The sequence below is a fragment of the Rhodoferax bucti genome (genome assembly GCF_005876985.1).
Lineage (GTDB): Bacteria > Pseudomonadota > Gammaproteobacteria > Burkholderiales > Burkholderiaceae_C > Allorhodoferax > Allorhodoferax bucti.
This window is the reverse complement of sequence record NZ_VAHD01000002.1, coordinates 885,783-912,483: the sequence shown is the minus strand read 5'-3', so window position 1 is coordinate 912,483 and position 26,701 is coordinate 885,783. Positions and strand designations below refer to the sequence as shown.

Below are 26,701 nucleotides of genomic sequence, written 5' to 3'. Positions count from 1 at the left end.
CTCAAAAAAGGCACTTGCACCACTGCAAGCGCCGGGAAAAATCAGGCCGCCAGATCGAAGACCAGCACCTCTGCATCGTGGGCGGCATCGATGACACATGCGGACTCACCGCTCAACAGGGCAGCATCGCCGGTGTGCAAAGGCGTGCCGTTGACCGACACCGCCCCCCGCAGCACCTGCACATAGCATTTGCGGGCGGGGTCCAGCGGCAGGGTGATGGCATCTGCACCATCCAGCAGACCGCTGTAGAGCTTGGCATCGGCATGGATCAGCACACTGCCGTCCGTACCGTCCGGCGAGGCCACGAGCTTCAGGGCGCCTTGCTTGTCGGCGACGGCAAAGGTTTTTTGCTCGTAGCTCGGCGGAATGCCGGTCACGTTGGGCTCGATCCAGATCTGGAAGAAATGGGTCGTGTCGTTGGGCGCGTGGTTGAACTCGCTGTGCATCACGCCACTCCCCGCACTCATGCGCTGCACGTCGCCGGGTGGAATGCCTTTGACGTTGCCCATGCTGTCTTTGTGCGCCAGGTTGCCGGACATCACATAGCTGATGATTTCCATGTCGCGGTGGCCATGGGTGCCGAAGCCGGTGCCGGGCGCAATGCGGTCTTCATTGATGACGCGCAAATTCCCCCAGCCCATGTGCGCGGGGTCGTAATACCCGGCGAACGAAAAGCTGTGGAACGACTTGAGCCAGCCATGGTCGGCATAGCCCCGGTCTTGCGATTTGCGTACGGTCAACATGGAAGTGCCTCTGGTTTGGTATGGGTAGAACTTTAGGCCTGCAGGCCCGCATTTCCATCCATCGCGTTTGATGGCATCATTCAAAAAAACTCAACTTAACGGCATCGATCATGCAAACTGCGCGCGATTTTTTGACCCCCGACGCCCTCTCCATGCTGCAATCCATCGCCGAGGCGGGCAGCTTTGCAGCCGCGGCCCGCGAGATGGGCATGGTGCCCAGCGCCCTCACCTACCGGGTGCGCCAGATCGAGGATGCGCTGGACGTGCTGCTCTACGACCGCAGCTCCCGCCAGGCCAAGCTCACCGCCGCCGGCGCCGAGTTGCTGCGCGAAGGGGCCCGCCTGCTGGAAGAGATTGACGCCGTGGCCAACCGCGTCAAACGCGTGGCCACCGGCTGGGAACCGCAGCTCACCATCGCCATCGACACCGTCATCTCCAAGCCGGTGATGATGGAGTTGTGCGAAAGCTTTTTCAGCCTGTCGCCGCCCACCCGCATCCGCCTGCGGGAAGAAACCCTCTCCGGCACGCTGGAGGCCCTTACCAGCGGCCAAGCCGATCTGGCGCTGGGCGTGGGCGCCGACTCGGCCCGCACCGCGGGCGTGCACAGCAAACCCTTGGGCAGCTTGCATTTTGTGTACGCCGTGGCCCCGCACCACCCGCTGGCGAACGCGCCCGAGCCCTTGAGTGATGAGGTGATTCAAAAGCACCGTGCGGTCGCCGTGGCGGACTCCACCCAGCGTGGGATGGGCATGACCTACGGCCTGCTCAACGGGCAAGACGTGTTCACCGTGCCCACCATGCACGCCAAGTTAGATGCCCAGTTACGCGGCCTGGGTGGCGGCAACCTGCCGCGCTGCATGGCCGACAGCTACATCACGACAGGCCGCTTGGTGGTGAAAAAAACCGAACGCCCGCAACGCACCGTTCCCCTGCACTACGCCTGGCGTTTGGCAAAATCGGTGAACCAGGGGCGTGCCCTGCAGTGGTGGCTCAGCCAGCTGGAGAGCGAAACCACGCGCACCGCACTGGTAGAGGAACACCGCACCGCGTAAACGGTTTTCCCCCGCAGCCCAGCGTGTATAAAGAGGTCATTACAACCACTGGAGACTGCGCCCATGACAACATCCCGACACATCGCCATCGTGGGCGCCGGCATGGCAGCCATTGCCTGTGCCCGCACCCTGGTTCAGGCCGGCCACACCGTCACCGTGTTTGAAAAAAGCCGCGGCCCCGGCGGGCGCATGTCCACCCGCGAAAGTGCGTTCGGCACCTTCGACCACGGCGCGCAGTACTTCACCGTGCGCGACGCACGTTTCACCCAAGCCCTGCAAACCACGCCCGGCCTGTGCCGCCCCTGGAGCGCCAACACCGTGCGCGTGCTGGACTCGCACGGCCGCGTGGCAGCCGCCGCGCTGCCCGGCCGCGACGCCCACTGGGTGCCCACCCCCGGCATGAATGCCTTGTTGCGTGCTTGGGCCAAACCGCTGCTGGATGCGGGCCAACTGCTGGTGAACACCCGCGTGACCGCCCTGGAGCAAGACTCCCTGCACAAGAAAAAATGGCAGCTCCGCACCGCCGGCGATGACGGCAGCACCCATGTGTACGGCGGCTTTGACGAGGTCGTGCTGGCCATCCCCCACCCCCAAGCCCAAGAGCTGCTGGCCTCCACCCCCAAGGGTGCTGCGCTGGCCAAAAAAACCGCCAAGGTGTCGGTGGCCCCGTGCTGGACGCTGATGCTGGCCTACCCCCAGGCCGTGCAGCCCGGCCTGACCACCCTCGGCCCCCAATGGAATGCCGCACGCAGCACCCACCACCGCGTGGCCTGGCTGTCGCGCGAGTCCAGCAAACCCGGCCGCGGCAAGGTAGAACGCTGGACAGTGCAAGCCAGCGCAGCCTGGTCGCAAGAACACCTGAAAGACAGCCCCGACCGGGTGCAGGCCAAACTCATCAAGGCGTTTGCTGAGATCACCGGCATCCGCGCCGAACCGGCCCACGCCCAAATGCACCGCTGGCTGTATGCCAAGACCGAAGCCCCGCTGGGCGAGAGCTACCTGTGGGACAGCAAGGCCGGCCTCGGGCTGTGCGGCGACTGGTGCATCGGCCACCGGGTGGAAGATGCCTTTGTGTCGGGCCTGGAGCTTGCGCTGAAAATTGCCTGAGTACATCGGGCGCTTTGCCCCCTCCCCCACGGGCCCGCTGCATGCGGGCTCTTTGCTTGCGGCGCTGGCCAGCTGGCTGGATGCCCGTGCGCACAGCGGCAGCTGGCTGGTCCGCATCGAAGACGTGGACACACCACGCTGCGTGCCGGAGGGCGGCACATTCATCCTGCAACAGCTCGCGGCCTGCGGCCTCGTGCCCGATAAGCCGCCGGTCTGGCAGAGCCAGCGCAGTGCGCTGTACCAGGCGGCGCTGGACCGGCTGATCCACACCGGCATGGCCTACCCCTGCGCCTGCTCGCGCAAAGACATTGCCGATGCACTGGCTGCCCAGGGTACCGGCAAACCCCGCCACGGCGAACTGGTCTACCCGGGCACCTGCCGCCACGGGCTGAACGGCCGCACCGGCCGGGCATGGCGCTTTCGCACCGATCTTGCACACCGAGAGCCAAACAGGCCTCTAGCGCAGGCGGAACAAGCGCAAGCAGCTACCAAAACCATAGCAAACACCACGGGCGAATGGCATTGGACGGACCGGCGCCTGGGCCCCCAGAGCCAGCACCTGACCCGTGAGGTGGGCGACTTTGTGTTACTGCGCGCCGACGGGCTCTGGGCCTACCAGCTGGCGGTGGTGGTGGACGATGCGGCCCAAGGCATCACCCACATCGTGCGCGGTGAAGACCTGGCCGACAACACCGTGCGCCAACTCGCCCTGCAAGCGTCCTTGGGCGCACCCCCTGTGCAGTACCTGCACACCCCCTTGGTGCTGGGCGCCAATGGCGAAAAGCTGAGCAAACAAAACGGCGCTGCCGCCCTCGACGTGAGCAACCCGCTGGCTACGCTGAACCACGCGGCTGTGGCGCTGGGCTTGCCGGCTGCGGCACCCGGCGACGAGGTGGCTAGCGCCTTGGCCTGCTGGGCGACGCAGTGGAAAGCCCAGGTAGTGGAAATAGCAGCGTCGCCAACAACCCGCCCTCCGGGCGGTTGCTGAGAGTCAAGCGGCCCTTGAGGCGCTGGGCGATGTCACTGGCAATCGACAGCCCCAGCCCCACCCCGCCGCTGTGCCGGTTGCGCGAGCCCTCGCTGCGGTAAAAGGGCTGCACAATTTTTTGCAGCTCAGACTCGCTCACGCCGGCACCGTCGTCGGCCACCTCCAGGCACACCACCCCGTCCAGGGTGTAGCAGGCCAGCAGGGCCCGCCCCCCGTAGCGCACCGCGTTGTCCACCAGATTGGCCACACAACGGCGCAGCGCCTGCGGCTGGGTGTGCAAGGGCGCGCAGCCCTGACCGGCAGGGCAGTCTTGCAAGACCACATCGGCCCCGGTGGCGGCATAGTCGTCCGCCAGACTGGCCAGCATGGACTCCACGTCCAGCAGCACAAAAGGCTCCACCGCCGCCACATTGCGCATGTAGTCCAGCGTTATGGTGATCATGTTGTTCATCTCCGCAATATCGCGGCCGAACTGCGCCCGGTGTTGCCCATCGGGCAGGGCTTCCACTCGCAAGGCCAGGCGGGTCAAGGGGGTACGCAGGTCGTGCGATACCGCGGCCACAAAGTTATCGCGCTCATCGAGCTGGCGGCAGATGCGGGCCTGCATCTGGTTGAACACGCGGATGGCCTCCCGGCACTCCACCGTGCCACTCTCCACCAGCGGCGGGCTGCGCACATCCTGCCCCAGGCCGCGCGCGGCATCGGCCAGTCCTTGCACCGGCTGGGCCAGCCAGCGTACCCCGACCCAGGTCACCAAAAGCAAGGCGCTCAGGCGGAAGGCCACGTCCAGCCACAGGTTCCAGTGCGTCAACAGGTCCAGGCCGCCCGGCGGCGGGCGCGGCCCCGGCCCGGGTGGCGGGCCAAACAGGTGGGGCCCCATTTCGAACATGAGTTTGATCGCCAGAAAATGGCTGATCACCACCGCCACGGCCACCAAGCAGGCCAGGCGCCCGTACAAGGTGCGCGGCACCAGACGGCGCAGCCACGCCGCCCGCCAGCGCATCACGCGGTCAGCGGCTGCACGCCGGCAATGTCAAACAAATAGCCCTTGCCGCGAATGGTGCGGATCAAGTCCAGGCCATCGGCCGCGCGCGCCAGTTTTTGCCGCAAGCGGGACACCAGCAAATCGATGCTGCGCTCGCCGGCGCCTACCTGCTCTCCGCCGGCCAGGCTCAGCAGTTGCTCGCGGCTCAGCAATTTGCGGGGGGCCTGCAAAAAGCTGCACAGCAGCCGGTATTCGGCGTTGGAGAGCGCCACCGTCAAGCCGCTGGGAGCCAGCAGTTGGCGGCTCTCGCGGTCGAGCTGCCAGCCGTTGAAGTTCATCAGGTTGGCCACGGTGGCGTAGCTCTCCTCTTTGGCCGCCACGCGGCGCAACACCGCCTGGATGCGTGCCACCAGTTCGCGGGGCTCAAAGGGCTTGGTCATGTAGTCATCCGCGCCGTTTTCCAGGCCCAGCACCCGGTCGAAATGGTCGGACCGGGCGGTGAGCATGATGACGGGCATGCGCGAGTGGCGGCGGATGTCGCGGGTGAGCTTGAGGCCATCGGTCTCGGGCAGCATGACATCCATTACCACCAGATCGATGGCGTGGGCCTGCAGCTTGTCTTTCATTTCATGGCCATTCAGGGCCACATGGGTTTCAAATCCGTAGGGTTTGAGGTAATTACCGAGGAGTTGGTTAATTTCCTCGTCATCGTCCACTATGAGTACTTGGGCCATATACGTGCAGAAGAAAAATTCAGTATAGATTTTGTAAATAGCGGGTTTCCGGATAAATCCAGCCGAATCAGAAACTTTGCAAACTCTTTACAAGTTTTGAATCCATATAGAAATATGCGAGATACACAAGCTTTACAAAACCCTTATTAATAACTCCAAGCCGCCCGCATCACCGTGGCGCGGCCCAGGAGTTTGTCCTTCAGGGTCGGATCGGCCGGCCGCTCGCCCAGCCAGATGTTGAGCAGCGCGTTGTAGACCGCAATGTCGCGCAGCGGGGCGGACACCGGGCGCTTGTTGAGCTCCACCACCGTGCCGGTGCCGGGCAACCAGTCCAGGGTGAGCACATCGCCTTTGCTGAGCCCGGCGGTTTGCTCCGCCAGGGAGCGGCTGAGATGCAGGATGCCGGCTGCCGCCGCTTCGGGCAAGGCGGCCCCCTCGGCACTCACATAGGAGGTCAGCCCCCGCTGGAAGTCCTCGCTGCGCACGTTGCGCAGCATGGTGATACTGAGCCGGCGCGGCCCGTCGGTGGCCAGCACATCCTGCGGGGTGGCCCGCTGGGCCGGCAGGTACAAGCCCATGGCGTACACCTTGAACATCAGCCGCATGCTGATGCCTGCGCCATTGAGCTTGAGGCTTTTGCCGCCCACCTGCACACAGTCCTCCAGCACGATGCCGTCCATCTCCACGGCCGGCCAGGCAGGCCAGCACGCCAGGACACACAAAGCGGCCGCCAGCCAGCAACGAATAAGGTGTTGCATTGCGTTCTCCTTCGCGGCTCACCAGATGGCGAGCGAGTTGGTCAGCACCCTCTGCAGCCAGCTGCGGGAGGAGGCGTCTGACACATCGCCCTGCCCCACCATCTCCAGCCGGGCGTTCACCACATCGGCGGACTGGACTACGTTGCCATCCTTGATGTCTTTGGGGTCCACCACCCCGGAGAAGCGCAGCGTGCTGCCATTGCCCTGCATGGCGATGGTGCGTTCCCCCGCAATCACCAGATTGCCATTGGCCAGCACATTGATGACCGAGGCTGCCAGCTGGCCATTGAAGTTGCTGTCGTTTTTGGAGGTGCCGTTGCCCTTGAAGCTACTGTTGCCGGAGGCGCTGTCGTTCTGGTTGAACCACGGCGCCAGCAGCGAGCCCTGCGCGGCATTGCCCGTGCCTTTGGAGGTGAAGGCGCTGTCCCGACTCACATCGGTTTTGACGGTATTGCTCGCACTCAGGGTTTCGGCGATTTCCACCTTCAGCGTGTCGCCTACGGCCCGGGGTTTGCGCCGGCCGTTGTAGAGGGAGCCGGCAGAGAGTTTGTAGAGCGAGCCGGTGTTGACCCGCTCCAGGTTCGTAGGCAGGGCCACCGGTGCGGCAAGCAGCGGGCCGGGCACCACAGGCGGTGGGGTGCTGCAAGCGCTCAGCAAACTGCTGAAAGCAAAGATGACCGCCGGGAATTGAAAACAATGCGTGCTCATGTGGCCCCCTTGTTGCTGAGATAGGTGCTGCGCTTCTCGGTAGCGAAGCCGGTAATCAGTGCGGACACAACCGGCGCCAACTTGTCAAAGGTGGACGCCCACTTGCTGGTGGCAAACACCGGGTCCACCATGTAGCGGCTGCTGGACAGCACCGCGCCCTGGGCGCTTTGCAGGGTGAGCGACGCTTCGCTCACATAGCTCTGGTAACGCTCGCTCATGGGCGCTTTGTCCCACTCCATGAGGGTGGTGTAGCGCAGCCACACCGGGCAGGCTGCCACGGGCCCTGTCGCCTCGTACACCCGGCTGTCTATCGCATGCAGCTTCAACGCCCGTTGCAAAGCAGGCAGCACATCAGAGACCTGGGTGCCGGGATTGAATTCGATGCACACGGACTTGAAAGGGGCGTGCAGGTGGTACACCGTGTCCACCGCCTCGCCGGCAGCGCTCTGCATCCCCAAGGCAGCGCCGCTGCCAGCGGCTTTGGTCATTTCCCACAAGGGGATGGGGCTGAGGATGGAGCAGCCCGACAGCGTCATGCTGCCGGCCACTGCCAGGGCCCAACTGTGCCGGGCAGACATGCTCAGCCTGCGGTGTTGGAATCGCTCTCGTCCGCCAGCCCGACGTAGGCGGCGGCATCGTGGGCGGCGGATTTGACCGAATTCCAGCCGTCCTCCGCCATTTGTGCCACCTGGTTGTAGAGGCTCACCGCGGAGTTTTCCACGCTGTCCACCGCCTCGCTGACGTCGGTGCCGGCGTCTGAGAACGCGTTTTCTACCGAATCAACGCCTGCGCTGATGGAGTCGCCCAGCTTTTGCAGGCTCTCCGCACTGAAGTTGACCACCGCGCTGGCGGCATCGACCACGGCATCGCCCACCCCCTGCACGCTGGCAACCACCGGGCCGTAGGCCTGGCTGTTGGTTTCAAAATTGGTTTTGGCTGCCGGTGCGGGTGGCACATAACCGGATACTGAATTGATATTACTCATCACACACTCCTTGAAAGGGTTAAGGGATGTGTAAATAATAGTTTTCAGCGCCGGTTATAAATACCGATAGAAACCGGGAAACACAGAGTTATTATTTCTCTGGATATATGGCATTCACCACGGCTATATTTTCAAGAAAAACAAGAAACAATAATCGGGCAGCAAATCCATATATCCGACACAGTATGTCTATCCGGACATACTGGCGCCGCCCGTGTCGTGCCCCCTCAGGTCAGCCGCAGCGGCTGGGCATGGCCCCGGGCCTGCTCCACCGTGAATTGCGCCATCTGCCGCACCAGTTCACTGGCCTGCATCTTCAAGCTACTGGCGGCGGCGGCAATCTCTTCCACCAGAGCGGCGTTTTGCTGCGTGACCTGGTCCATCTGCATGACCGCCTCGCCCACTTGCGTGATGCCGCTGGACTGCTCCCGGCTCGCAGAGCTGATTTCACCCAGGATGTTGCTCACCCGCTGCGTCGCTTGCAGCATGTCGCCCATGGTGGCCCCCGCGTTGTCGGCCAGGGACGACCCATGGGCCACGCGCTCCACGCTCGCATCAATCAAGGCTTTGATTTCCTTGGCTGCCTCGGAGCTGCGGCCGGCGAGCGACCGCACCTCGCTGGCCACCACCGCAAACCCGCGCCCCTGCTCGCCCGCGCGAGCCGCTTCCACCGCGGCATTCAACGCCAGGATGTTGGTTTGGAAGGCAATGCCTTCAATGACGCTCACAATGCCCGCGATATGGCGCGAGGAGTCGTTGATGCCTTTCATGGTCTCGACCACCTGGGCCACGGCCTCACCACCACGTTGGGCCACGTCGGCAGCCTGCTTGGCCAGCAGATTGGCCTCGCGGGCGGACTCGGCGTTTTGGTTCACCACAGCGGTGAGCTGCTCCATGGAGGCGGCCGTTTGCTCCAGGGCGCTGGCCTGGCTCTCGGTGCGGGCAGACAGGTCGTGGTTGCCTTGTGCAATTTCTGCACTTGCGGTGGACACACTCTCCGCCACCTCGCGCACCGAGCTCACCGTTTGATTCAACCCAGCGCGCATGGTCTGCAAGGCCTCTTGCAGCACACCCAGGCTGTCGCTGCGGCCATCGTCCATGACCGTATGGGTCGCCAAGTCGCCGGCGGCAATGAGCTTGGCCGCTTGGGTGCTGGCGCGCACGGGTTTTTGAATGCTGTTGAGCACCGCGCGGTACACCAACAGCACCACGCCGGCCGCCAGCAAGGCGGTGATCAGCATGGCCGTCACACTGAGGGCGTGGACATCGTCAAACTATTTGATGGAGGCCGCGACAAAGGCGTTGCCATCGGTGACGGTGGCATCCACCCCAGCGCGGTGCTGCAAGTAGAGCGCGTGCACCGCCGCCAAATGGGTTTTGGCCACATCCCCCTGACCTGCCGCCAGCGGCTCCACAATTTGCGAGCGCGCAGCGGCCATGAAGGCCTGCGCCGCCGTGTGCTGCGCCCCCAACAATTTGGCCTCCAAGCCATAAGGCGGGTTCTTGCTCCAGTAGTCCACGCGCTGGGCGTATTCGGCCGCCAACTCGTCAAACCGCTTTTTGCCCTCTGCGGGGCTGAGGCTGCCGTCCAGCATCATGGACAGCACCAGCCGCATTTCAATCAGGTACATGGGCGGCGGCAGGATGTCGGCCACCACGTCTTTGGCAACGTAGGCCTTGGTGGCCGACGCATCCAATTTGTTAATGAAGTGGTACCCCTGAGCGGCCACGGCCAGCGCAGCCGCCACACCAATCGTGCCCAATAGGGCCATCACCCAGCGCAACGATTTGAACATTACCGACCTCCATGGGGCAGCGCCCCGTGTTGTATGTCCTCCCAGAGTAAATCACTCTGTGAGTTTTGACAAAACAAATATTTAACACTTTTTATATTTTGCACGATAAATTGTTCGAATGCGCATTTTTTGCTCTACGGCCACTGTGCCCAACTGCCTACAATGCAGGCCCTGCTCCCCTTTCATGCCCCCTCACCATGACGAACCCGAATCCCGCCCCCACTGACTCTGTCGATGCCGACGCCGCGCCCCAGGAGGCCGCCAAGCCCTTCATGCGCACCATCAAGAGTTTTGTGAAGCGCGCAGGCCGCATGGGCAGCGGGCAGGAGCGCGCCATGGCCGAGCTGGGCCCGCAGTTTCTCGTGCCCTACCAACCCAGCGCTATCAATTTCGAAGCAACTTTCGCAGGCGCAGCGGGCGCTAGCGGCACCAACGATGCCCAACGCCCGGTGGTGCTGGAAATCGGCTTCGGCATGGGCGAGGCCACGGCTCAGATCGCCCTCACCCTGCCCGGCACCAACTTCTTGTGCTGCGAGGTGCACGAGCCCGGCGTGGGCGCGCTCTTGAAGCGCATTGGCGAGCACAGCATCCCCAACATCCGCATCTGCAACCACGATGCCGTCGAGGTGATTGACCACATGCTGCCGCTGGCCTGCCTGGATGGTGTGCACATCTTCTTCCCCGACCCCTGGCACAAGACCAAGCACAACAAGCGCCGCCTGATCCAAAGCCCGCTGGTGGCCAAGCTGGCGGCTCGCTTGAAGCCCGGCGGCTACCTGCACGCGGCCACCGACTGGCAGCCCTATGCCGAGCAAATTCTGGAAGTGCTCACCGCCGAGCCCAAGCTCAAAAACCGCGCCCTGGCCACCCACCCCGAGTTGGCCGGCTACGCCCCCAAGCCCCACTACCGCCCGCTCACCAAGTTTGAGAATCGTGGCATCAAGCTGGGCCACGGCGTGTGGGACGTGGTGTTCGAGCGCATCTAAGCCAGCTTCCAGCCACAGCGCCAACGCACACGCTCGCCCAAGCCCCGCACGCATGGCGCGCTTCAAACCCCAGGCCCCGGCTCCGCGTGACGGCGTGCGCCCGAGCTGCGTGGTCGTCCCCACCGGCAACTGGCCCCACCTGCTGGCATTTTTGAGCCACCGCTTTGCAGGCGTGCCCGCCACGACCTGGCAAACCCGCCTGGATGCCGGCCATGTCAGCGATAGCGATGGCCTCACCGCGCACGCGCAAGACCCCGCCACGCCGGGCCGGCGCCTCTACTACTACCGTGAGGTGCCTGATGAGCCCGTGCTTCCTTTTCAGGAAAACGTGCTCTGGCACGACGAGCACCTGCTGGTGGTGGACAAGCCGCACTTTCTGGCGGTGGTGCCCAGCGGCAAGCATGTGCGCGAAACCCTGCTCGCCCGGCTGCAGCGGCAACTGGATGTGCCGGAGCTCTCGCCCATCCACCGTATCGACAAGGACACCGCCGGGTTGGTGATGTTTTCGGTGCAAGCCGCCAGCCGCAATGCCTACCAAGCCCTGTTTCGCGACCGGCAGGTGCGCAAAACCTACGAGTGCATTGCCCCTTGGAACCCGGCACTGCCCTGGCCCCTGCACCGCGAAAGCCGCATCGGCGACGCCGCCCACTTCATGCAACAAACCGAGGTGCCGGGCGAAGTGAATGCCATTACCGACATCGCCCCCCTGGAGGTGCTCGGCGCCTGGGCCCGCTATGTGCTGCACCCGCTCACCGGCCAACGCCACCAGCTGCGGGTGCACATGCACGCGCTGGGCCTGCCGCTGCTGCACGACGGCATCTACCCCGTGCTCACCCCCGAGGGCGCCAACGACTACGCCCGCCCCCTTCAGCTACTCGCCCGCAGTCTGGCGTTCACCGACCCGCTCACCGGCGCGCCGCGCCAGTTTGAAAGCCAACGCACACTGCTGCCCTTGAATAGCCTGTAAATTTCAAACGATTTCGGGCTCTAGCGCTTGTAGCGTATGCGCAAGCAGCTCCTGAATTCATAGCAAAAAAAGCTACCCGAAGCACTACTTTGCGCCGGACGTACCGGGGCGTGGCGCGGGTGTACGCCCGTGCCGCAAGGCATCGGCCTGCGCTTGGGCTGCTTCGGCTTGCTGGGCCGCATAGGCTTGCAATTGCGCCAGATTGGCCGCCGAGGGCGCGGCACCGCCGGGAGTGGCGCGCATGAGCTGCTCAAAACTCTGGCGGTAGGGCTGCGCCACTTCCGCATCGATACGGCCGGCCACCGATTCAAACGATGCCGAGTTTTTTTGAACATCGTTCAAAATCAAGCTCCAGCGCTCATTGATTTGCTCATCCGCCGACAAAAAGCGCTGGATACTCTGGCGCGCCTTGATCTCTTCACCCAAGCGGTACGCCGGTGCAGGCAACACCCAGCACAGCGCAGCCACAGCGGCCGACAACAAGAATGCAGCACACCAGGGCCGCACTCCCGTGGCCGGGCTGGCAGGCGTCCAGGGACGCAACAGCACTCCCGCCCACAACATGCCGGCAAGCAGCCCGCCGCCATGGGCGGAGTTGTCGATACCCGGCATGACCCAGCCCAACCCTAGCATCAACACTGAAAAGCCCAGCGCACCGCCAAACAACCAGCGGAATTCACCGGCCTCCACCTGCCGGCGCTCGGTCCACAAAAACACCAGCAATGCGCCATACAGCCCAAACACGGCCCCCGATGCCCCACCCGACACCGCGCGGTTGCCCTGCACCACCAGCGACAGCAAGTTGCCACACACGCCCGCGCCCAGATACACAAGCGCAAACCGCCAGCGGCCCATCACCCGCTCCAACAGGCGGCCGATGTCCCACAGTGCCCACATATTGAGCAGCAAGTGCCAGATGCCGAAGTGAATGAACATGGCACTGCCCAGCCGCCACCACTGCCCGTCCTGCGTGGCAGGTGCAAAGTTCGCGCCCCAATCCAGCTGCACGCCCCGCGTGGCGTGCCACCAGCCGCCCCCGGCGGCGGCCAAGGCGGCAAAAACCAGCCCGTTGAGCAACAGCAGGCACAGCACCACCGGCACCTGCCGCGCGGGGGTGCGCATCAAGTCGGTGAGTGCGGGGGGCGTGAAGGCGGTGGACATGGGAGCAGTCTACGGGTCGTGTCGGTGCGCCAGGCGTTCAGCGCCCGAATGGCGCAGCCAAAGGTTCGCCCACCAACACGCCCTGCGCAGGCCAGGCCACGCTGCGCCAATAGGCTTCCAACGCCGTGGCGCCTTGCAGGTAGTGCAGCAGCAAGACCTGGGGGTGTGGAAACTTCTGCCAATGGTTGCAGGGCTCGCTCACGGTGCCGTAACTGGCCGTAGCGCCGGCCTCCAGCCACTCCAGGGCGGTCATCTGGCCACCCGTGTTGTTGAGTTGGCCGCCAAACGAAGTCAGGTGATCAGCGAGCGCACCGGGCAGCCAATCGATGGCAGTGGGATGCTCCACCCGCACCGCGCCGGTTTGGTACAGCAGAACGCGGGGCGGCAGCTCGGTGCTGCTGTCTTGCACCCGCAGTTGTGCGCCCAGTGGCTGCAATGGGTCGGGCTGCCCCATGGCGGGAATAGGCGGGTACCAGGCCGAGCGCACATTGCGGGCCGCATCGGTGGTGCGCAGCAGCACCATGCTGGCAGGCGGCACACCGCGTTTGCCCAGTTGCCGGTCTGCGGCTACACCCCGGTCAATCAGCGCCATGGCGCTGGCCACCGTTTTGCCGGCCAGCAACATGCTGGGGCGCACCCCCAAGTCGGTAAACGGGCGGGCGCTGGCGTGGTTAAACAACACCGAGGGGCGGGTGGGCGCGCAGGTCTGGCTGCACACCTCGGGGGCAAATCCCAGCGTCAAGGCGGCGGTGAGGCTGTTGCACTCGACCGCGTAAGGCTGCCTCCAGGCCAGCGCCAGCGCCTGCACGCTGGGGCCCATGAAAGCCTGCACCTGCTGCGAGAGCAGCTCCAACTCCGCAGCCGTCAATGCGGCTTTCACGGGCAGTGAGGTACGCAGCACTTGCTCGGCGGGAATGCCCCGTTGCAGGACGTAATACTCGCCTACCGCCACCGAATACGGGTCGCTGGTGTTGATCACCACCCCCACATCGGCGGCACTGAGGTGGCCTTGAATGCGTGGCACATTCACCCACACCGGCTTGGCAGGCAGCACCGTTTGCTGCGCACCCGCCGTGGCCGCAGCCCATACGGCCCAGCCCGCCAGCAGCCAGCGCAGGGCACTATGCCAGCGTGGCATCCAGCCAGCCCCGCAAACTGTTGATAAACGCCAGGCCCTGCGCGTGCCGCAGTTGCTCCACCCGCACGACCTGCTCTTGCATGCGGCCTTGCGCCAGCAACACCTGGCGACCGATCCCGGGCAACATGCCACACGACAAGGGGGGCGTGACCCACTGGCCATCCAGCAGCACCGCGATGTTGCCGCGGGTGCACTCGGTGACCTCGCCCGCCGAGTTGAAGAGGATGGTGTCAAACACCGCCGGGTCAGTGGGCGTGAAAGCGTCGTAATGGGCGCGGCGCGTGGTTTTAAAACGCACAAACTCGCCATGCGCCTCGTCCAACGAGCAGTCTGCCAGCTGCAGCTTTACAGGTACCGGCGTGTCTGCCAAAGCGAATGCCTGCGCCGTGAAGCCGCCATCCGGCCGCATGAGCAGCCGCACGCGCCAGGCACCGGTGGGGTGCGCTTGCACCACGCCTGCCAATGCTTGCATGACATGGGCGACATCCCACACCAAGCCGAAGTGCGCCGCCGCGCCCGCCATGCGCTCCAGATGCAGGGCTTGGTGCTGCACCACGCCATCGCGCAAGGCCAGGGTTTCGAGCAGCTCAAAAGGCTGGCTGGCCCGCTCCAGAAACATGCGCTTGTTGCGCCACTCCTGCCACTCGCCTTGCGCCTCGGCGTCAAAGGTAATGCCGCTGCCGATGCCACACCGGGCTTGCCCGCCACGCACGGTGACGGTGCGGATAGGCACATTGAACGTCGCGTGGCCTCCCGGCCGCACCACCCCCACCGCGCCGCAATACACCCCGCGCGCATCCGGCTCCAAGGCCTTGATCTGGCGCATGGCCTGCACCTTGGGTGCGCCGGTGACCGAGCCGCAAGGAAACAGGGCCGCAAACACGTCCCAAAGGCGCGTACCCGCGCGAGTAGTGGCCACCACGTCCGAGGTCATCTGCCACACGGTGGGCAGCGCCTCCAGATGAAACAGGCGCGGCACCTTCACGCTGAAAGGCTGGGCCACGCGGGAAAGGTCGTTGCGGATCAAATCCACAATCATCACGTTCTCGGCCTGCTCTTTGGGGGTGTTGCGCAGGCGCTCGGCATTGGCGGCGTCCTCCTGCGGGGTGGCGCCCCGGGCGGCGGTGCCCTTCATGGGGCGGCTCAGAATGCGCTGGCCATCCCAGTCAAAAAACAACTCCGGCGACACCGAGAGCACCTGCTCGTCGCCGGTGTCGATAAAGGCGCCGTAGGCCCGTGGCTGCGAGCGGCGCAGGGCCGCAAAGTAGGTCCAGGCGCTGTCTGCAACGGTGGATGATGTGGGCCCCGCAAAGGGCGCTTCCAATTGGGCGGTGTAGTTCAGCTGGTAAAAATCCCCCGCAGCAATCGCGTCATGGATGCGCTCCATGTTGGCATCAAACGCCTCGCGGCTGATGCGCGGGGTCCAGAGCACATGCGGCTCGGGCCCTGTGGGCCGCTGCGCATCCGCATTGTCCAAAGGCCGCGCATGCACGCCAAACCATACCAGCGGCCCCTCGGCCGTATGCACCTGCAACGCAGCATCGAATGCAGGCGCCGCTTCATAACGCACATAGCCCACGCACCACAGGCCCTGGCGACTCAGCACATCCACCTGCTCGAGCACCGGCCGCACCTCGTCCAGCGTATGGGCCACCAGCACCTGCTGCGGCTCGCCAAACGCGAGGCGCACCGGGGCTTGGTCTGCGTGGTACGGGTCGCCGAACTCCAGCAGCGCGCGGGGCATCGTCATGGGCAATCGGGCGGCGCGCTTAAACCGTCAGTTCCTTGGCGCTGATCTGGTACTTGAAGTCATCCGGCGCATAGGAATCCAAACGGCCCGCGGCAGTCTCGGCCACCGGGTACATCAAGAAGCCCAGCTTGGGCCCTTGCGACTGGGGCAGTACCACATCGTGCGCCAGGTTGTAGGCCATCCAGTTGCCTTCCCAGCCACCGAACAAGCCCTTGTTCACGGGGGCGACCAGCGGGTTGCTGGCGGACTTGATCCACTCCGGGGTTTCCTGGCGCATGACCTTGGCCACGTCGGCGGGGTCCATGCCCACCCAGCCATAGCCTTTGAGGTAGACCTCGGCACGGCAGTGCTGCGCGCCTTTGAGGCTGGCGGAGTTACCGCCCAGCTCGCGGTAGCCGAAAGCGCTGGGCGCCACCCGCAAACCGTACACATCGCGCGCGGGCACGCCGGCGGCGCGGCACAGGCCCACAAACAAGGCGTTCAAATCGGCGCACTTGCCGCCCAGGTTGTTGGTCTCCAGCATGGTTTTGATGTCACCTTCCCCGCAGCCGCGCACCTTGGGCTCACGGTAGGTGTTGGTGACGATCCAGTCGTAAATCTTTTGCACCTTTTCCACATCGGTCTTGGCACCACGGGTGGCCTCTTGCGCGGTGGTGCGCACGATGCCGTCCAAAGGCAACAAGGCAGTGGGCTGCGTCCAGTATTTCAGGGTAGCGGCGTCTTCCGCCACGGCGGTCTTCTGGCTCCAGTCTTGGGCGCGGCTGCGGGTGCGGATGCGGCTGGTCAGCTCCACAAAGGGCTTTACCTGGTCGGCGGCAAAGTCCACAAACAGCATGCGGGCGCCAGTGGCGTTGTCGTCTTCCATGCGGGCGCTGCCGTTGCTGGCGTAGCTACTCTCCAGCGACTGCTGCCACTCGCTGTTGATGGAGGGCACCGGCAACCACAGGCGCGTAGCCCCCTGGGCTTTGGCAATATCGACCCGGGTGGTCACCTCAAACGTGCGCCAGGCGGCGGGTTTGGGGCTGAACTGGCGCTCAGCCGCAGGCGCGGTTTGTGCAAAATTGATAGCAGGCAGCGCACAGCCGGCGAGCGCTAGCGCCGAATTTTTCATAAATTGGCGGCGCGCAGCGGCGGGTGTGGCGTCGGATGTAGCGATGGGCGTCAAGGTGCGTTGGATGGACATGCTGGATTCTCCCGGAGGGTGGATGGGCCGCATGACTTGCACGCCACGTGGCACCACGTGGCGTGCCCCTGCGGCGAAGGCGCGATTATCCCCTGCTGCCTGTATATTCAGCCCTCCCCGCCCTCTTTCCCCCTTTCCTTGCCCCTGCAACGGCCCTTGGCTGCCCTTCCCCTTGAGCTCTGATTTTTCCTCCCTGTCGCCTGCCAGCGCCGCCCTGGCCCAGCATGCCCTGCGCGCGTTTGAGCAAGTGGTGGGCAGCACCAGCGGTTTCCGGCGCCGCCCCGGCCAGCACCAAATGGCCGAAACCGTGGCCGCCACCCTGGCCCAGGCCGACATCGGCGAGCACCCCAACCCCACCAAAGCGATTGCCGTCATCCAGGCCGGCACCGGCGTGGGCAAGAGCGCGGCCTATGCCAGCACCGCCATTGCCATGGCGCTGGAGCGCAAAACGCGCGTCATCATCAGCACCGCCACCGTGGCCCTGCAAGAGCAGCTGATGACCAAGGACCTGCCCGCCCTGGCCCGCAGCATGGAACAGCCCTTTGCCTACGCACTGGCCAAAGGCCGCGGGCGCTATGTGTGCAAGGTGAAGCTGGAGCGACTGGTGGGCAGCGGCGCAAGCGAGGACGACCTGTTTGACGACGACCTGCCCCAGCCCAAGGTCAGCGCCTTGTCGCAAGAGGCGATCGAAGAACGCCGCCAGGCCCTGTTCGAGAGCATGGCCCACAAGCTGGCAGTCGCCAGCTGGGACGGTGACCGCGACAACCTGCCCGACCTACCCGACCCGCGCGACTGGTCCGCCGTGGCGGCGGAGCGCCACACCTGCACCGCCCGCCACTGCCCGCGCTACAAAGAGTGCAGCTACTACAACGCCCGCACCAAACTCGCGGAGAGCCAGGTCATCGTGGCCAACCACGACCTGGTACTGGCCAGCCTGGGCATGAAAACCCTGCCGGACCTGGACAACTGCCTGGTCGTGTTCGATGAAGGCCACCACCTGCCCGCCGTCGCGCTGGACCAGTTCTCCAACAGCATGGACCTCTCCAACCTGCGCTGGCTGGACAAACTGCCCAAGACCATGAATGACGTGGCCGGCAAGCTGGCCCTGCACCTTGGTGAAGACGTGCAGACTGTGACCAGCCAGCTCAAAGGCGCTCTCACCTCCGTCGCCCGCATGGCCATGGACCTGGTGTGGGCCCACACCGGCCAGGACGCCCACGGTGGCGGCAAAGACGGCACCCTGCGCTTTGCCAACGGCGTGCTGCCGGAGGCCTTGCACGAGCCGGTGCGCCAGATCCAGTCGCAGGCCACCGGCCTGTCCAAAGCACTGGAAGCCTTGGGTGTGGACGTGAAAGCCATTGCCAAAGACGACCCCAGCCAGGCCGTGCTGTGCGCGCAGCTCTATGCCCAGCTGGGCGGTTTGGCGCCCCGCCTGGGCAGCCTGGTGAGCACCGCCAATTTGCTGCTGGAGCATGGCGATCAGCCCCTGGCCAAGTGGCTGCAAGCCGAGAGCGAAAACGGCTACCTAACCATGACGGCGCACGCCTGCCCCATCGTGCCGGGCGATTTACTGCGCCAGTTTTTGTGGAGCCAGGTGCGTGGTGCGGTCGTCACCAGCGCGTCGCTGACCAGCTGCGGCAGTTTTGACTACTTTTTGAAAGAAGCCGGCCTGTCGAACAAGCCGTATGTGACGGCGCTGGAAGTCGCCAGCCCGTTCAACTACGCCAAGCAAGGCAGCCTCACGGTGGTACACACCCGTGCCGACCCCAAGCACGCGGACGCCTACACCGCCGAAGTGGTTCGCGCGCTGATGGAGGACATCGAGCAGGTGCAGCGCGGCGCGCTGGTGCTCTTCACCAGCCGCGCCCAGATGCGCGCCGCCACCGACGCGGTGCCCGGCCACATGATGGACATGGTGCTGGTGCAAGGCACGCAGTCGCGCACCCGCCTGCTGGCAGCTCACGCCGAGCGGGTGGAGAGCGGTTTGCCTTCGGTACTGTTCGGCCTGCAGAGCTTTGGCGAGGGGCTGGATTTGCCCGGTGCGCTGTGTGAAACCGTGTTCATTGCCAAGCTGCCCTTCGCGCCTCCCAGCGACCCGGTGGACGAGGCGCGTGCCGAGTGGCTCAAAAGCGTGGGCCGCGACCCGTTCAATGAGCTGGTGATTCCTGCCACGGGCGTCAAACTGCTGCAATGGACCGGCCGCGCCATCCGCACCGAAGAAGACCGTGCGCAAGTGATTTGCTACGACAAGCGACTCACCCAGACCAGCTACGGCAAGCGCATGCTGGCGGGCTTGCCGGCTTACAAACTGGGCACCCGCAACCTGGGCTGAGCCCGCACGCTGCGGGTGGCGGCGACGTGGTTTTTCTGACCATTTCGTCAGGGTATTGGCTGGCTAGAATCCACCAGAAACAAGCCCCAAACCGTGGAAATCCAGGACGGACGCATGAGAACACCCCCCCCATTTCCACACAACGAAGCCGAACGACTGGCTCGTTTGCGTTTACTGGAAGTACTGGATACCGGGCCTGAGCCCATTTTTGACGCTCTGACCCGCACCGCCTCGCTGATATGCGACGCCCCGATTGCGCTGCTGAGCCTGGTGGATGCGGACCGGCAGTGGTTCAAGTCCAGCGTCGGACTGGAGGGCGTGAGCGAAACCCCGCGCGAACTGGCTTTTTGTGCGCACGCCATTCTGCAAACCGACGTGATGGAAGTGCCCGATGCCCGCCAGGACGCCCGCTTTCACGACAACCCTCTGGTGACTTCGGCGCCCGATATCCGGTTTTATGCCGGTGCACCGGTGGTCATGCCGGGCGGGCAAAACATCGGCACCCTGTGTGTGATCGACAGAAAGCCGAAGGAACTCAGCCCCCACCAACGGGCCGTGCTGGAGAACCTGGCCCAGGTTGCCGCCCATGCTCTGGACATGCGCAAAAAAGCCCTGGAGCTGGACCACTTCAACACCGACCTGCTGCAACGCGCCCACGCGCTCCATGCCAAAGAAGTGCTGTACCAGGCGATTGTGGAAGACCAGACCGACATGATCTCCCTGGCGCTGCCGACCGGAGAGTTGACGTTTGTGAACGAGGCGTATGCCGCGCACTTCGGCAAAAAACCGCAAGAAATGGTGGGGCACAACCTGCTGGACTTTGTAGCCCCGCAGGACAAGGACGCGGTGAACGCGCATCTGCGCACCGTGTGTGCGGCACCCGGTGTGGCCATGGGGGAAAACCAGATGCGCTCCACCGGCGGCGATGCACGCTGGGTGGCATGGACCAATCGCTCCATTGGCGATGAGGCGGGCCGCGTGATCGGCCTGCACTCCGTGGGCCGCGACATCACCGACAAAAAACGGGGGGAGCTGGCCCTGCGCGCCAGTCACGAGCGCTACCGCGCCTTGTACGAATCCACCCCCGCCATGATGCACTCCATCGACGCGCAGGGGCGCATCCTGTTCGTGAGCGACAAGTGGCTGCAGACCATGGACTACCTGCGCGAGGAGGTCATAGGCCGCCCCTCCACCGACTTTTTCACCCCCGCCTCCCGAGCGTATGCGCAGGCGGTGGTCATTCCGGCCTTTTTCGAGTCCGGCCGCTGTGAAGACATTGCCTACCAGCTGGTGCGCAAAGACGGGAGCATTCTGGACGTATTGCTGTCCGCCGTGCTCGAGAACGAGACCCCGGACCGCCCGGCCCACTCCCTGGCGGTGTTGCAGGATGTGACCGAGAAAAATGCCCTCGCCCGTGAGCTGCGCACCCAGGAAGAGCGGCTGAACCTTGCCACCAGCGTAAATGAAATCGGCATCTGGGAGATCGACCTGACCACCGGGCGCCTGGAGTGGAGCGACACCATGTTCCGCATCTTCGGCGGGGAGCGCAACACCTTCAAGGGGCAACTCGAAGACTGGTCCAGCAAGGTCTACCCGGAGGACATCGCTCGCAGCGAACAAGCCTTTGCCAAGGCGCTGCAAACCCACGCGCCCATGGACTTCGACTTCCGCGTGGTGCGCGAGGGCGGCCGTATCCGCTATGTGAATGCGCGCGCCGTGGTCATCAAAGACGCCGAGGGCAAGGCCACCCGGGTTTTGGGCACCAACTACGACGTCACCGACCGCAAGGCGATTGAGAGCGCGCTGGAATACAGCGAGAAGCGCCTGCGCACCATTGCCGACAACCTGCCGGTGCTCATTTCGCACATGGACACGGATTTCCGCTACACCTTTACCAACAACAACTACCAAAACTGGTACGCCCTTCAAGACCCCATTGACGGCAAAACCGTGGCGGAGGTCTTCGGCGACGCCATATTCCAAAGCGTCAAGCCCCACATTGCAGCGGCTCTGGCGGGCGAGAGCGTCACGTTTGAACTGCGCAGCGAAGTGCCCAACTCGCCCCGCCACCTGCTAGTGCACTACGTGCCCGACAAGGACGCCGACGGTGTGATCCGCGGAGTGTTCGGCATGGTGCAAGACCGCACCGAATCCCACCTCGCCCGGGAACGGCTGGAGGACAGCGAACGCCAGCTCAGGGCAGTCACCGACAGCCTGCCGGTGTTGATTTCCTATGTGGACCAGGACGAGTGCGTCCACTTCCTCAACGCAACCTTTCGCGATTGGCTGGGCGTGGATTTGGCGTGGGCCCAAGGCCGCAAGCTGCGCGAGGTGATTGGCGACGCGCTCTACGGCCAACGTGGCGACTACCTCAGACACGCGTTGCGGGGGGAGCGGATCGAGTTTGCGGTGGAGTCCACTACCCAAGGCATCACGCGGCATTTGCAGGCCACCTACATCCCCGATATTCGCCCGGACGGAGAGGTGCGCGGCGTCTTCGCCTTGAGCACCGACGTTACCGCCCTGAAGCTCGCCGAGCTGGAGCTGCGCCGGCTGGTGCGCATTGACTCCCTCACCGGCCTGCCGAACCGCCGTTACTTCGACGAAAAACTGCAGGAAGCGATTGCACGCAGCAAACGCACCCGGCAAACCATGGCCTTGATGTTTCTGGACGTGGACCACTTCAAGTCCATCAACGACACCCTGGGGCACGGCCTGGGTGACCAGGTGCTGTGCGAATTTGCCCACCGACTGCGGTCATCCGTGCGTACCAACGACTTTGCGGCCCGACTGGCGGGCGACGAGTTCGTGATCCTCATTGAGGGCGTGGCCACGGTGGAAGAGATCGAGGTGGTGGCTCACAAGGTGATTGCCCACGTACGTCAGCCCATGACGCTTTCCCGCCACGAGGTTTCAGTCACCACCAGCATAGGCATCGCGGTGAACGATGCAGAAGACATCAACTCCGACGCCCTCATCAACCGGGCAGACAAGGCGCTCTACCGTGCCAAGGCGGCCGGGCGCGACCGCTATGCCTTGGAGCACCGCGAGGCCTGAGCCCCTGATGGCCGCTACTGGCCGCTACTGGCCGCTGCGCTCAGGGGGCTTGCTGTTTGCGTGCTGCGTGATAGGCGGTGAGCACCTGGCTGGCCACCATGTCCAGCGCCGGGCGGGTATTGCCTTGTTTGTCGGTCCAGACCTTGGGGGTGAGCGCTCCTGCCAGGGTAAGTGCATCGCCGTCGTCCAGAGCCATCAATGCGGCACCCGCCTCGGTGGCGAAGGCAATCACGTTCACGATCAGGCTCTCGCCGTCGCCTGCCGTGGCTTTGACCTTGGCCAGCACAAAATTGCTGCCATTTTTGCCTTGGCGGGTTTCGGCCAGGCCCACCAAGTGGCCGGCAATCAGTCCGTCGATCATGGCTGCTCCTGCGGGCTGGGTTCCAAGCGTTTCAAGTCAAAACCCTGCCGGGCCAGTCGTGCCAGCAGGGCCTGGTAGGCCGCAGGGTCGACCTGAGGCATGCGGGAGAGCACCCACAGGTACTCGCGCTGCGGCTCACTCACCGCGACCAATTGGTACTGCGGGTCCAAATCAATCACCCAATAGTCGCCCCACACCATGGGCAAAAAAGACAACCATGCCGGCGCAAACCGCACCTGGAGTTTGGGGGATTTGGCCGGCCCCACTTGGCGGGCAGCGCCGAGCGCCTCGGTGGTCTGCCCATCCGCCGTCACGCAGCGGTTGCGCACTTGGACCGTGCCGTCCGGCTGGGTTTGGTAGTCCGCACGGGTGTTGCGCACGCACTTCTTTTGAAAGCTGTTGGGGTACTTGGCAATCTCGTACCAGGTGCCCATGTAGCGAGGCACGTCGAGAGATGCGATGGTTTGTAGCGCGGGCTGTTCGGCATGCACCCCCACCGCAATGGCGGCCCACATCACGCCCAAAAACAGCAGGAAAAATTTGTTTTTCATGGCGGAAGTATGCATCGGCCCACACCCTGTGTTGTGCGGTGGCGCACGGCTTTACAAGGCGTATTCCTTGAGCTGCTCCAGGCTCACCCGCTCCAGCGCCTTGGCGTGCGTGGCCTCCAGGTGCACCGGCGGCGCCACGCCGGCCTGCAAGGCTTCCAGCCAACGGTTCACACAAAGACACCAGCGATCACCGGGACGGAGACCCACAAAACGATACTCCGGCCGCGGAGTGACCAGGTCGTTCCCACGCTTTAGCGAATAAGCGAGAAAGTCCGCCGTGACCTTGGCGCACACCACATGGGTGCCATGGTCGTGCGCATCGGTATTGCAGCAGCCATCACGGAAGTAGCCGGTAAGCGGGTCGTAGGAACAGGCCTGCAGTGCAGTGCCTAAAACATTCAGTGCGGACATGGTGAATGGGCTTTCTGTGGTCGGGAAAAGGCCCCCGTGCACACGGGCGGGGCCGATTCCAGCAAAATCTATGCAACGGATGCTGCCACAGCGGCAAGCGCCTTTGTTTCACACGGATATTCAGGATGCCCCATGGAAGAAGACGAACGCTACTGCGGTACCGGCACCTGCATCATCAACGCCGAAGGCCTGTGCTGGTGCGGCCAGCAATGGAACGGCACCATGATGTGCCGCCCGACACCCGAGGTTGGCAATGCTGTGACCGCCCAACCAGTCGATACAGAAGACGCGGCGGGAGACGCACCATGAGCACCCCAATCACTTCACCATCCGCAGGCACGCCCCTGCCCCGCTGGGCAGCCCGACTGGGATACGCCGGACTGATTCCGTTTGTGGCATTGGCCGCAGCGGCTTGGCTGGCCCCGGCCACGCATCGTGCGCAAGCGGCTTTTGCCTTGCTGGCCTATGGCGCCACTATCGCGAGCTTTCTGGGCGCTATCCACTGGGGCCTGGCGATGCGTGGGCCACTCACACCGCAACCCGGGCCCTTTGTGTGGGGCGTGTTTCCCAGTCTGGTGGCTTGGGTCGCTTTGCTGCTGCCCCTGTCCCAAGGGCTGGTGACCATGGCACTGCTGCTGGGCATTTGCCTGGCGGTAGACCGGCGCAGCTACCCGGCCTACGGCTTGGGCGATTGGCTGGGCATGCGCTTGCACCTCACCGTGGTAGCGGCACTGTGCATGTTGGCCGGGAGTATGGCGGTATGACGCTCACAGACGCTGATGTGTCGCGCATTGTCGAAATGGCCTGGGAAGACCGTACGCCATTTGAATCCATCGAGCTGCAATTCGGTTTGAATGAATCCGGTGTCATCGCGCTGATGCGCTCCCACATGAAGGCCAGCTCCTTCCGTATGTGGCGCAAACGCATGGCAGGACGGGTTACCAAACACCGCGCCCTACGCTCACCCGAGGTGCAGCGGCACCGGGCCAGCCACACTCGACAGGCGTAAAAAAAGGCCTGCAAGCAGGCCTTTGATCGACAACGAGGCTCTTGCGAGCCCCCGTATTTATTGCTCCACGAATGCGCGCTCCACCACGTAGTCGCCCGGCGTGGTGGTGTTACCTTCCTTGAAGCCTTTGGCGTCCAGGATTTCGCGCATGTCTTTGTTCAGGCCGGGGCTGCCGCAAATCATGATGCGGTCGGTCGCGGGGTCCAGCGGGGGCAAGCCCAAGTCAGCGGGCAGCTTGTTGGACTCGATCAGTGTGGTGATGCGGCCTTGGTGCTCAAACGCCTCACGGGTCACGGTGGGGTAATACAGCATCTGGTTGGTGACCATTTCGCCCAGGAACTCGTGCTTGGGCAGCTCGTTTTTGAAGTAGTCGTAATACGCCAGCTCTTTGACCTCGCGCACGCCGTGCACCACGATGACCTTCTCAAACTTCTCGTAGGTCTCGGGGTCGCGTGCCACGCTCAAGAACGGCGCCAAGCCGGTGCCGCTGCCCAAGAGATACAGGTTTTTGCCAGGCAAGAGGTAATCAATCAGCAAGGTGCCAGTGGGCTTGCGGCCGATCACAATCTTGTCGCCCACCTTGATGTGTTGCAGCTTGGAGGTCAACGGACCGTCTTGCACCTTGATGCTCAAAAATTCCAGGTGCTCTTCGTAGTTAGCACTGACGATGGAATAAGCACGCAGCAGCGGCTTGCCGTTGTCTTGCATCAGGCCGATCATGGTGAAATGGCCGTTGGAAAAGCGCAGCGCAGGGTCACGCGTGGTGGTGAAGCTGAACAAACGGTCTGTCCAGTGGTGTACGCTTAAAACTGTTTCTTCCAGAAATGCACTCATGGGGGCCTTGCTTCAGGGTCAATCTGTGGAGCACCACACAGGCCAGCAATGGCCTAGGGCGAAACCCTATATTGTAAAACTTCATACCCCTGCAGCCCGTTATATCGATATTGATTTGAGTCATTAGACCGCGCATGCCCCCTACCACCGAATCCGCCCCCTCCGAATTGCTGATCACCTGCCTCTGTGCCCAGTGGTGCGGCACCTGCACCGAGTACCACCCCCTTTTCACCAGCTTGCAAGCCGAGTTTGCGGATGCTCGCTTTCTATGGGTGGATGTGGAAGATGAGGCGGACCTTGTAGACCCGATTGAGGTGGAAAACTTCCCCACCATCCTGATCGAACAAGGCGGCAGCGCCCGTTTTTTCGGCACCGTCATGCCTCATCTGGAAACACTGCGCCGCCTGATTCAATCGAGCGCGGCGGTCGATGCACGCCCGGTGCAAGACACCGACGTGCAAGCCCTGGCTCAACGCTTGCGCGGGCGCTGAGGGGCGGACTGCAGCAAGGGGCGCCACAAGGCATCCCCGTCGCGCCCTGCCCAGTCCAAGGCCCCGCGCACGGTGCTACGCGGCGTGCCTTGGCGATCCAGCAACACGGTGGACGGGTAAATGCGGATACCCCAAGCACGTGCGACTTCGCCCTGCGGATCGCGCAGCACGGGCAAGGTCAGCCCCGTGGCTTGCACAAAGCGGGCAATGGCCTCCGGGCTCTCTTTCAGGTTGATGGTCAGCACCGCCAAGTGGGCGGACTCCCGCTCCGCCAGCGTTTGGAGTGCGGGCATTTCCGCGCGGCAGGGTTCACACCAACTAGCCCAGAAGTTGATCAGCACCGCTTTGCCGTGCAGTGCCTGCAAGGAGCCGGCGGAAGCCCCACCATCGCCCACCGGAATGGGCGGCACGCCCTGCCCGACAGGCCACGGCAGCAGGTCATAGCCACGGCCGCTGGCATCGGAAGATGCAGCAAAAACGCCAGAGGCCCCGAGGGCCCCTAGTGCAGTCAATGCATCACGGCGCTGCATACTTGATTTAGATACAAAAAGTGCTGCTAGCGCTTATGGAATATGCGCAAGCAGCTCCTGTTTTTATAGCAATCGCAGTAACTT

Annotated in this window: 28 protein-coding genes and 1 pseudogene; 11 read left to right on the top strand and 18 right to left on the bottom strand. The window is 63.9% G+C overall.

Annotation, left to right across the window (positions count from 1 at the left end; translation table 11 throughout):
- Window positions 1-41: 41 nt before the first annotated feature.
- Complete coding sequence (locus FDM28_RS10905) at window positions 42-743, bottom strand: pirin family protein (RefSeq protein ID WP_138515162.1); 702 nt, start codon at window positions 741-743, stop codon at window positions 42-44.
- 110 nt (window positions 744-853) lie between these two features.
- On the opposite strand from FDM28_RS10905, the gene FDM28_RS10900 reads away from it, so the two are divergent.
- The 3 genes from FDM28_RS10900 (at window position 854) to gluQRS (ending at window position 3,890) form a co-directional block, all read left to right on the top strand.
- Window positions 854-1,795: a LysR family transcriptional regulator gene (locus FDM28_RS10900; RefSeq protein ID WP_138515161.1), complete on the top strand. Its 942-nt coding sequence runs from the start codon at window positions 854-856 to the stop codon at window positions 1,793-1,795.
- Window positions 1,796-1,858: 63 nt separating this feature from the next.
- Window positions 1,859-2,902, top strand: a complete 1,044-nt coding sequence (locus FDM28_RS10895) for an NAD(P)/FAD-dependent oxidoreductase (protein WP_138515160.1) — start codon at window positions 1,859-1,861, stop codon at window positions 2,900-2,902.
- Entirely contained in the window at window positions 2,895-3,890 is a 996-nt protein-coding gene (gene gluQRS / locus FDM28_RS10890; RefSeq protein WP_138515159.1) for a tRNA glutamyl-Q(34) synthetase GluQRS, read from the top strand. The genes FDM28_RS10895 and gluQRS overlap by 8 nt, the downstream gene beginning before the upstream one ends.
- Here gluQRS and FDM28_RS10885 read toward each other — a convergent pair.
- From FDM28_RS10885 to FDM28_RS10850, 8 genes and pseudogenes are all read right to left on the bottom strand, one after another.
- Window positions 3,799-4,893, bottom strand: coding sequence for an ATP-binding protein (locus FDM28_RS10885; RefSeq protein WP_138515158.1), 1,095 nt, complete (start codon window positions 4,891-4,893; stop codon window positions 3,799-3,801). The genes gluQRS and FDM28_RS10885 overlap by 92 nt on opposite strands.
- On the bottom strand, window positions 4,893-5,609 hold the full coding sequence (locus FDM28_RS10880) for a response regulator transcription factor (RefSeq protein ID WP_138515157.1): 717 nt from the start codon (window positions 5,607-5,609) through the stop codon (window positions 4,893-4,895). Before FDM28_RS10880 ends, FDM28_RS10885 begins: the two co-directional genes overlap by 1 nt.
- 146 nt (window positions 5,610-5,755) lie before the next feature.
- A complete protein-coding gene (locus FDM28_RS10875; protein WP_138515156.1) occupies window positions 5,756-6,367 on the bottom strand; it encodes a chalcone isomerase family protein in 612 nt (203 codons plus the stop codon).
- Window positions 6,368-6,385: 18 nt separating this feature from the next.
- On the bottom strand, window positions 6,386-7,075 hold the full coding sequence (locus FDM28_RS10870; RefSeq protein WP_240791973.1) for a flagellar basal body L-ring protein FlgH: 690 nt from the start codon (window positions 7,073-7,075) through the stop codon (window positions 6,386-6,388).
- Window positions 7,072-7,653, bottom strand: coding sequence for a cell division protein FtsI (locus FDM28_RS10865; protein ID WP_138515155.1), 582 nt, complete (start codon window positions 7,651-7,653; stop codon window positions 7,072-7,074). Before FDM28_RS10865 ends, FDM28_RS10870 begins: the two co-directional genes overlap by 4 nt.
- A gap of 2 nt (window positions 7,654-7,655) precedes the next feature.
- The gene (locus FDM28_RS10860; protein ID WP_138515154.1) at window positions 7,656-8,060 is read right to left on the bottom strand and encodes a hypothetical protein; all 405 of its coding nucleotides are present in this window, start codon (window positions 8,058-8,060) and stop codon (window positions 7,656-7,658) included.
- Window positions 8,061-8,287: 227 nt separating this feature from the next.
- Window positions 8,288-9,304, bottom strand: a pseudogene (locus tag FDM28_RS10855) (methyl-accepting chemotaxis protein); the annotation flags it as partial.
- Between the two features lie 30 nt (window positions 9,305-9,334).
- Window positions 9,335-9,856 (bottom strand): hypothetical protein, encoded by a 522-nt coding sequence (locus tag FDM28_RS10850; protein ID WP_138515152.1) that lies wholly within the window; start codon window positions 9,854-9,856, stop codon window positions 9,335-9,337.
- 197 nt (window positions 9,857-10,053) lie between these two features.
- On the opposite strand from FDM28_RS10850, the gene trmB reads away from it, so the two are divergent.
- Both trmB and FDM28_RS10840 read left to right on the top strand, forming a co-directional pair.
- Complete coding sequence (gene trmB, locus FDM28_RS10845; RefSeq protein WP_138515151.1) at window positions 10,054-10,842, top strand: tRNA (guanosine(46)-N7)-methyltransferase TrmB; 789 nt, start codon at window positions 10,054-10,056, stop codon at window positions 10,840-10,842.
- Window positions 10,843-10,894: 52 nt separating this feature from the next.
- Window positions 10,895-11,809, top strand: coding sequence for a pseudouridine synthase (locus FDM28_RS10840; RefSeq protein WP_138515150.1), 915 nt, complete (start codon window positions 10,895-10,897; stop codon window positions 11,807-11,809).
- An 84-nt stretch (window positions 11,810-11,893) separates the two neighbouring features.
- Here FDM28_RS10840 and FDM28_RS10835 read toward each other — a convergent pair whose 3' ends face one another.
- The 4 genes from FDM28_RS10835 to FDM28_RS10820 are packed head-to-tail and all read right to left on the bottom strand — an operon-like array spanning window position 11,894 to window position 17,041.
- Window positions 11,894-12,970, bottom strand: a complete 1,077-nt coding sequence (locus tag FDM28_RS10835; protein ID WP_138515149.1) for a rhomboid family intramembrane serine protease — start codon at window positions 12,968-12,970, stop codon at window positions 11,894-11,896.
- A gap of 37 nt (window positions 12,971-13,007) precedes the next feature.
- Window positions 13,008-14,108: a TIGR03790 family protein gene (locus FDM28_RS10830; RefSeq protein WP_138515148.1), complete on the bottom strand. Its 1,101-nt coding sequence runs from the start codon at window positions 14,106-14,108 to the stop codon at window positions 13,008-13,010.
- The gene (gene pabB, locus FDM28_RS10825) at window positions 14,092-15,858 is read right to left on the bottom strand and encodes an aminodeoxychorismate synthase component I (protein WP_138515147.1); all 1,767 of its coding nucleotides are present in this window, start codon (window positions 15,856-15,858) and stop codon (window positions 14,092-14,094) included. The genes FDM28_RS10830 and pabB overlap by 17 nt, the downstream gene beginning before the upstream one ends.
- 19 nt (window positions 15,859-15,877) lie before the next feature.
- A complete protein-coding gene (locus FDM28_RS10820; protein WP_138515146.1) occupies window positions 15,878-17,041 on the bottom strand; it encodes a transglutaminase-like domain-containing protein in 1,164 nt (387 codons plus the stop codon).
- Window positions 17,042-17,213: 172 nt separating this feature from the next.
- On the opposite strand from FDM28_RS10820, the gene dinG reads away from it, so the two are divergent.
- Window positions 17,214-19,373: an ATP-dependent DNA helicase DinG gene (gene dinG, locus FDM28_RS10815; RefSeq protein WP_240791972.1), complete on the top strand. Its 2,160-nt coding sequence runs from the start codon at window positions 17,214-17,216 to the stop codon at window positions 19,371-19,373.
- A 114-nt stretch (window positions 19,374-19,487) separates the two neighbouring features.
- Entirely contained in the window at window positions 19,488-22,430 is a 2,943-nt protein-coding gene (locus FDM28_RS10810; protein ID WP_138515144.1) for a sensor domain-containing diguanylate cyclase, read from the top strand.
- A gap of 40 nt (window positions 22,431-22,470) precedes the next feature.
- Here the strand turns inward: FDM28_RS10810 and FDM28_RS10805 are convergent, their stop codons facing one another.
- The 3 genes from FDM28_RS10805 to FDM28_RS10795 are packed head-to-tail and all read right to left on the bottom strand — an operon-like array spanning window position 22,471 to window position 23,753.
- Window positions 22,471-22,791 (bottom strand): single-stranded DNA-binding protein, encoded by a 321-nt coding sequence (locus FDM28_RS10805; protein WP_138515143.1) that lies wholly within the window; start codon window positions 22,789-22,791, stop codon window positions 22,471-22,473.
- A complete protein-coding gene (locus FDM28_RS10800) occupies window positions 22,788-23,342 on the bottom strand; it encodes a lipocalin family protein (RefSeq protein WP_138515142.1) in 555 nt (184 codons plus the stop codon). The genes FDM28_RS10805 and FDM28_RS10800 overlap by 4 nt, the downstream gene beginning before the upstream one ends.
- Window positions 23,343-23,393: 51 nt before the next feature.
- Window positions 23,394-23,753, bottom strand: a complete 360-nt coding sequence (locus FDM28_RS10795; RefSeq protein WP_138515141.1) for a DUF2237 family protein — start codon at window positions 23,751-23,753, stop codon at window positions 23,394-23,396.
- A 132-nt stretch (window positions 23,754-23,885) separates the two neighbouring features.
- On the opposite strand from FDM28_RS10795, the gene FDM28_RS17660 reads away from it, so the two are divergent.
- The 3 genes from FDM28_RS17660 to FDM28_RS10785 are packed head-to-tail and all read left to right on the top strand — an operon-like array spanning window position 23,886 to window position 24,762.
- Window positions 23,886-24,062, top strand: a complete 177-nt coding sequence (locus tag FDM28_RS17660; RefSeq protein ID WP_170211630.1) for a hypothetical protein — start codon at window positions 23,886-23,888, stop codon at window positions 24,060-24,062.
- On the top strand, window positions 24,059-24,517 hold the full coding sequence (locus FDM28_RS10790; protein ID WP_138515140.1) for a DUF3429 domain-containing protein: 459 nt from the start codon (window positions 24,059-24,061) through the stop codon (window positions 24,515-24,517). The genes FDM28_RS17660 and FDM28_RS10790 overlap by 4 nt, the downstream gene beginning before the upstream one ends.
- Window positions 24,514-24,762, top strand: a complete 249-nt coding sequence (locus FDM28_RS10785) for a TIGR03643 family protein (RefSeq protein ID WP_138515139.1) — start codon at window positions 24,514-24,516, stop codon at window positions 24,760-24,762. Before FDM28_RS10790 ends, FDM28_RS10785 begins: the two co-directional genes overlap by 4 nt.
- A gap of 57 nt (window positions 24,763-24,819) precedes the next feature.
- Here the strand turns inward: FDM28_RS10785 and FDM28_RS10780 are convergent, their stop codons facing one another.
- Window positions 24,820-25,596, bottom strand: coding sequence for a ferredoxin--NADP reductase (locus tag FDM28_RS10780; protein WP_138515138.1), 777 nt, complete (start codon window positions 25,594-25,596; stop codon window positions 24,820-24,822).
- A 134-nt stretch (window positions 25,597-25,730) separates the two neighbouring features.
- Between FDM28_RS10780 and FDM28_RS10775 the strand changes: the two genes are divergently transcribed.
- Complete coding sequence (locus FDM28_RS10775; RefSeq protein ID WP_138515137.1) at window positions 25,731-26,087, top strand: thioredoxin family protein; 357 nt, start codon at window positions 25,731-25,733, stop codon at window positions 26,085-26,087.
- On the opposite strand, the gene FDM28_RS10770 is transcribed toward FDM28_RS10775, so the two are convergent.
- Entirely contained in the window at window positions 26,066-26,617 is a 552-nt protein-coding gene (locus FDM28_RS10770; RefSeq protein WP_138515136.1) for a TlpA family protein disulfide reductase, read from the bottom strand. The two genes, FDM28_RS10775 and FDM28_RS10770, sit on opposite strands and share 22 nt — an antisense overlap.
- Between the last annotated feature and the right edge of the window lie 84 nt (window positions 26,618-26,701).

Coding starts and splice junctions, on each gene's coding strand:
- FDM28_RS10780 (WP_138515138.1), bottom strand. CDS start 25,596: ATGAGTGCATTTCTGGAAGAAACAGTTTTAAGCGTACACCACTGGACA.
- FDM28_RS10905 (WP_138515162.1), bottom strand. CDS start 743: ATGTTGACCGTACGCAAATCGCAAGACCGGGGCTATGCCGACCATGGC.
- FDM28_RS10835 (WP_138515149.1), bottom strand. CDS start 12,970: ATGTCCACCGCCTTCACGCCCCCCGCACTCACCGACTTGATGCGCACC.
- pabB (WP_138515147.1), bottom strand. CDS start 15,858: ATGACGATGCCCCGCGCGCTGCTGGAGTTCGGCGACCCGTACCACGCA.
- FDM28_RS10785 (WP_138515139.1), top strand. CDS start 24,514: ATGACGCTCACAGACGCTGATGTGTCGCGCATTGTCGAAATGGCCTGG.
- FDM28_RS10805 (WP_138515143.1), bottom strand. CDS start 22,791: ATGATCGACGGACTGATTGCCGGCCACTTGGTGGGCCTGGCCGAAACC.
- FDM28_RS10885 (WP_138515158.1), bottom strand. CDS start 4,893: ATGCGCTGGCGGGCGGCGTGGCTGCGCCGTCTGGTGCCGCGCACCTTG.
- FDM28_RS10790 (WP_138515140.1), top strand. CDS start 24,059: ATGAGCACCCCAATCACTTCACCATCCGCAGGCACGCCCCTGCCCCGC.
- FDM28_RS10820 (WP_138515146.1), bottom strand. CDS start 17,041: ATGTCCATCCAACGCACCTTGACGCCCATCGCTACATCCGACGCCACA.
- FDM28_RS10860 (WP_138515154.1), bottom strand. CDS start 8,060: ATGAGTAATATCAATTCAGTATCCGGTTATGTGCCACCCGCACCGGCA.
- FDM28_RS10865 (WP_138515155.1), bottom strand. CDS start 7,653: ATGTCTGCCCGGCACAGTTGGGCCCTGGCAGTGGCCGGCAGCATGACG.
- FDM28_RS17660 (WP_170211630.1), top strand. CDS start 23,886: ATGGAAGAAGACGAACGCTACTGCGGTACCGGCACCTGCATCATCAAC.
- FDM28_RS10870 (WP_240791973.1), bottom strand. CDS start 7,075: ATGAGCACGCATTGTTTTCAATTCCCGGCGGTCATCTTTGCTTTCAGC.
- FDM28_RS10840 (WP_138515150.1), top strand. CDS start 10,895: ATGGCGCGCTTCAAACCCCAGGCCCCGGCTCCGCGTGACGGCGTGCGC.
- FDM28_RS10875 (WP_138515156.1), bottom strand. CDS start 6,367: ATGCAACACCTTATTCGTTGCTGGCTGGCGGCCGCTTTGTGTGTCCTG.
- trmB (WP_138515151.1), top strand. CDS start 10,054: ATGACGAACCCGAATCCCGCCCCCACTGACTCTGTCGATGCCGACGCC.
- FDM28_RS10775 (WP_138515137.1), top strand. CDS start 25,731: ATGCCCCCTACCACCGAATCCGCCCCCTCCGAATTGCTGATCACCTGC.
- FDM28_RS10850 (WP_138515152.1), bottom strand. CDS start 9,856: ATGTTCAAATCGTTGCGCTGGGTGATGGCCCTATTGGGCACGATTGGT.
- FDM28_RS10770 (WP_138515136.1), bottom strand. CDS start 26,617: ATGCAGCGCCGTGATGCATTGACTGCACTAGGGGCCCTCGGGGCCTCT.
- FDM28_RS10900 (WP_138515161.1), top strand. CDS start 854: ATGCAAACTGCGCGCGATTTTTTGACCCCCGACGCCCTCTCCATGCTG.
- FDM28_RS10810 (WP_138515144.1), top strand. CDS start 19,488: ATGAGAACACCCCCCCCATTTCCACACAACGAAGCCGAACGACTGGCT.
- FDM28_RS10895 (WP_138515160.1), top strand. CDS start 1,859: ATGACAACATCCCGACACATCGCCATCGTGGGCGCCGGCATGGCAGCC.
- FDM28_RS10880 (WP_138515157.1), bottom strand. CDS start 5,609: ATGGCCCAAGTACTCATAGTGGACGATGACGAGGAAATTAACCAACTC.
- FDM28_RS10830 (WP_138515148.1), bottom strand. CDS start 14,108: ATGCCACGCTGGCATAGTGCCCTGCGCTGGCTGCTGGCGGGCTGGGCC.
- FDM28_RS10800 (WP_138515142.1), bottom strand. CDS start 23,342: ATGAAAAACAAATTTTTCCTGCTGTTTTTGGGCGTGATGTGGGCCGCC.
- FDM28_RS10795 (WP_138515141.1), bottom strand. CDS start 23,753: ATGTCCGCACTGAATGTTTTAGGCACTGCACTGCAGGCCTGTTCCTAC.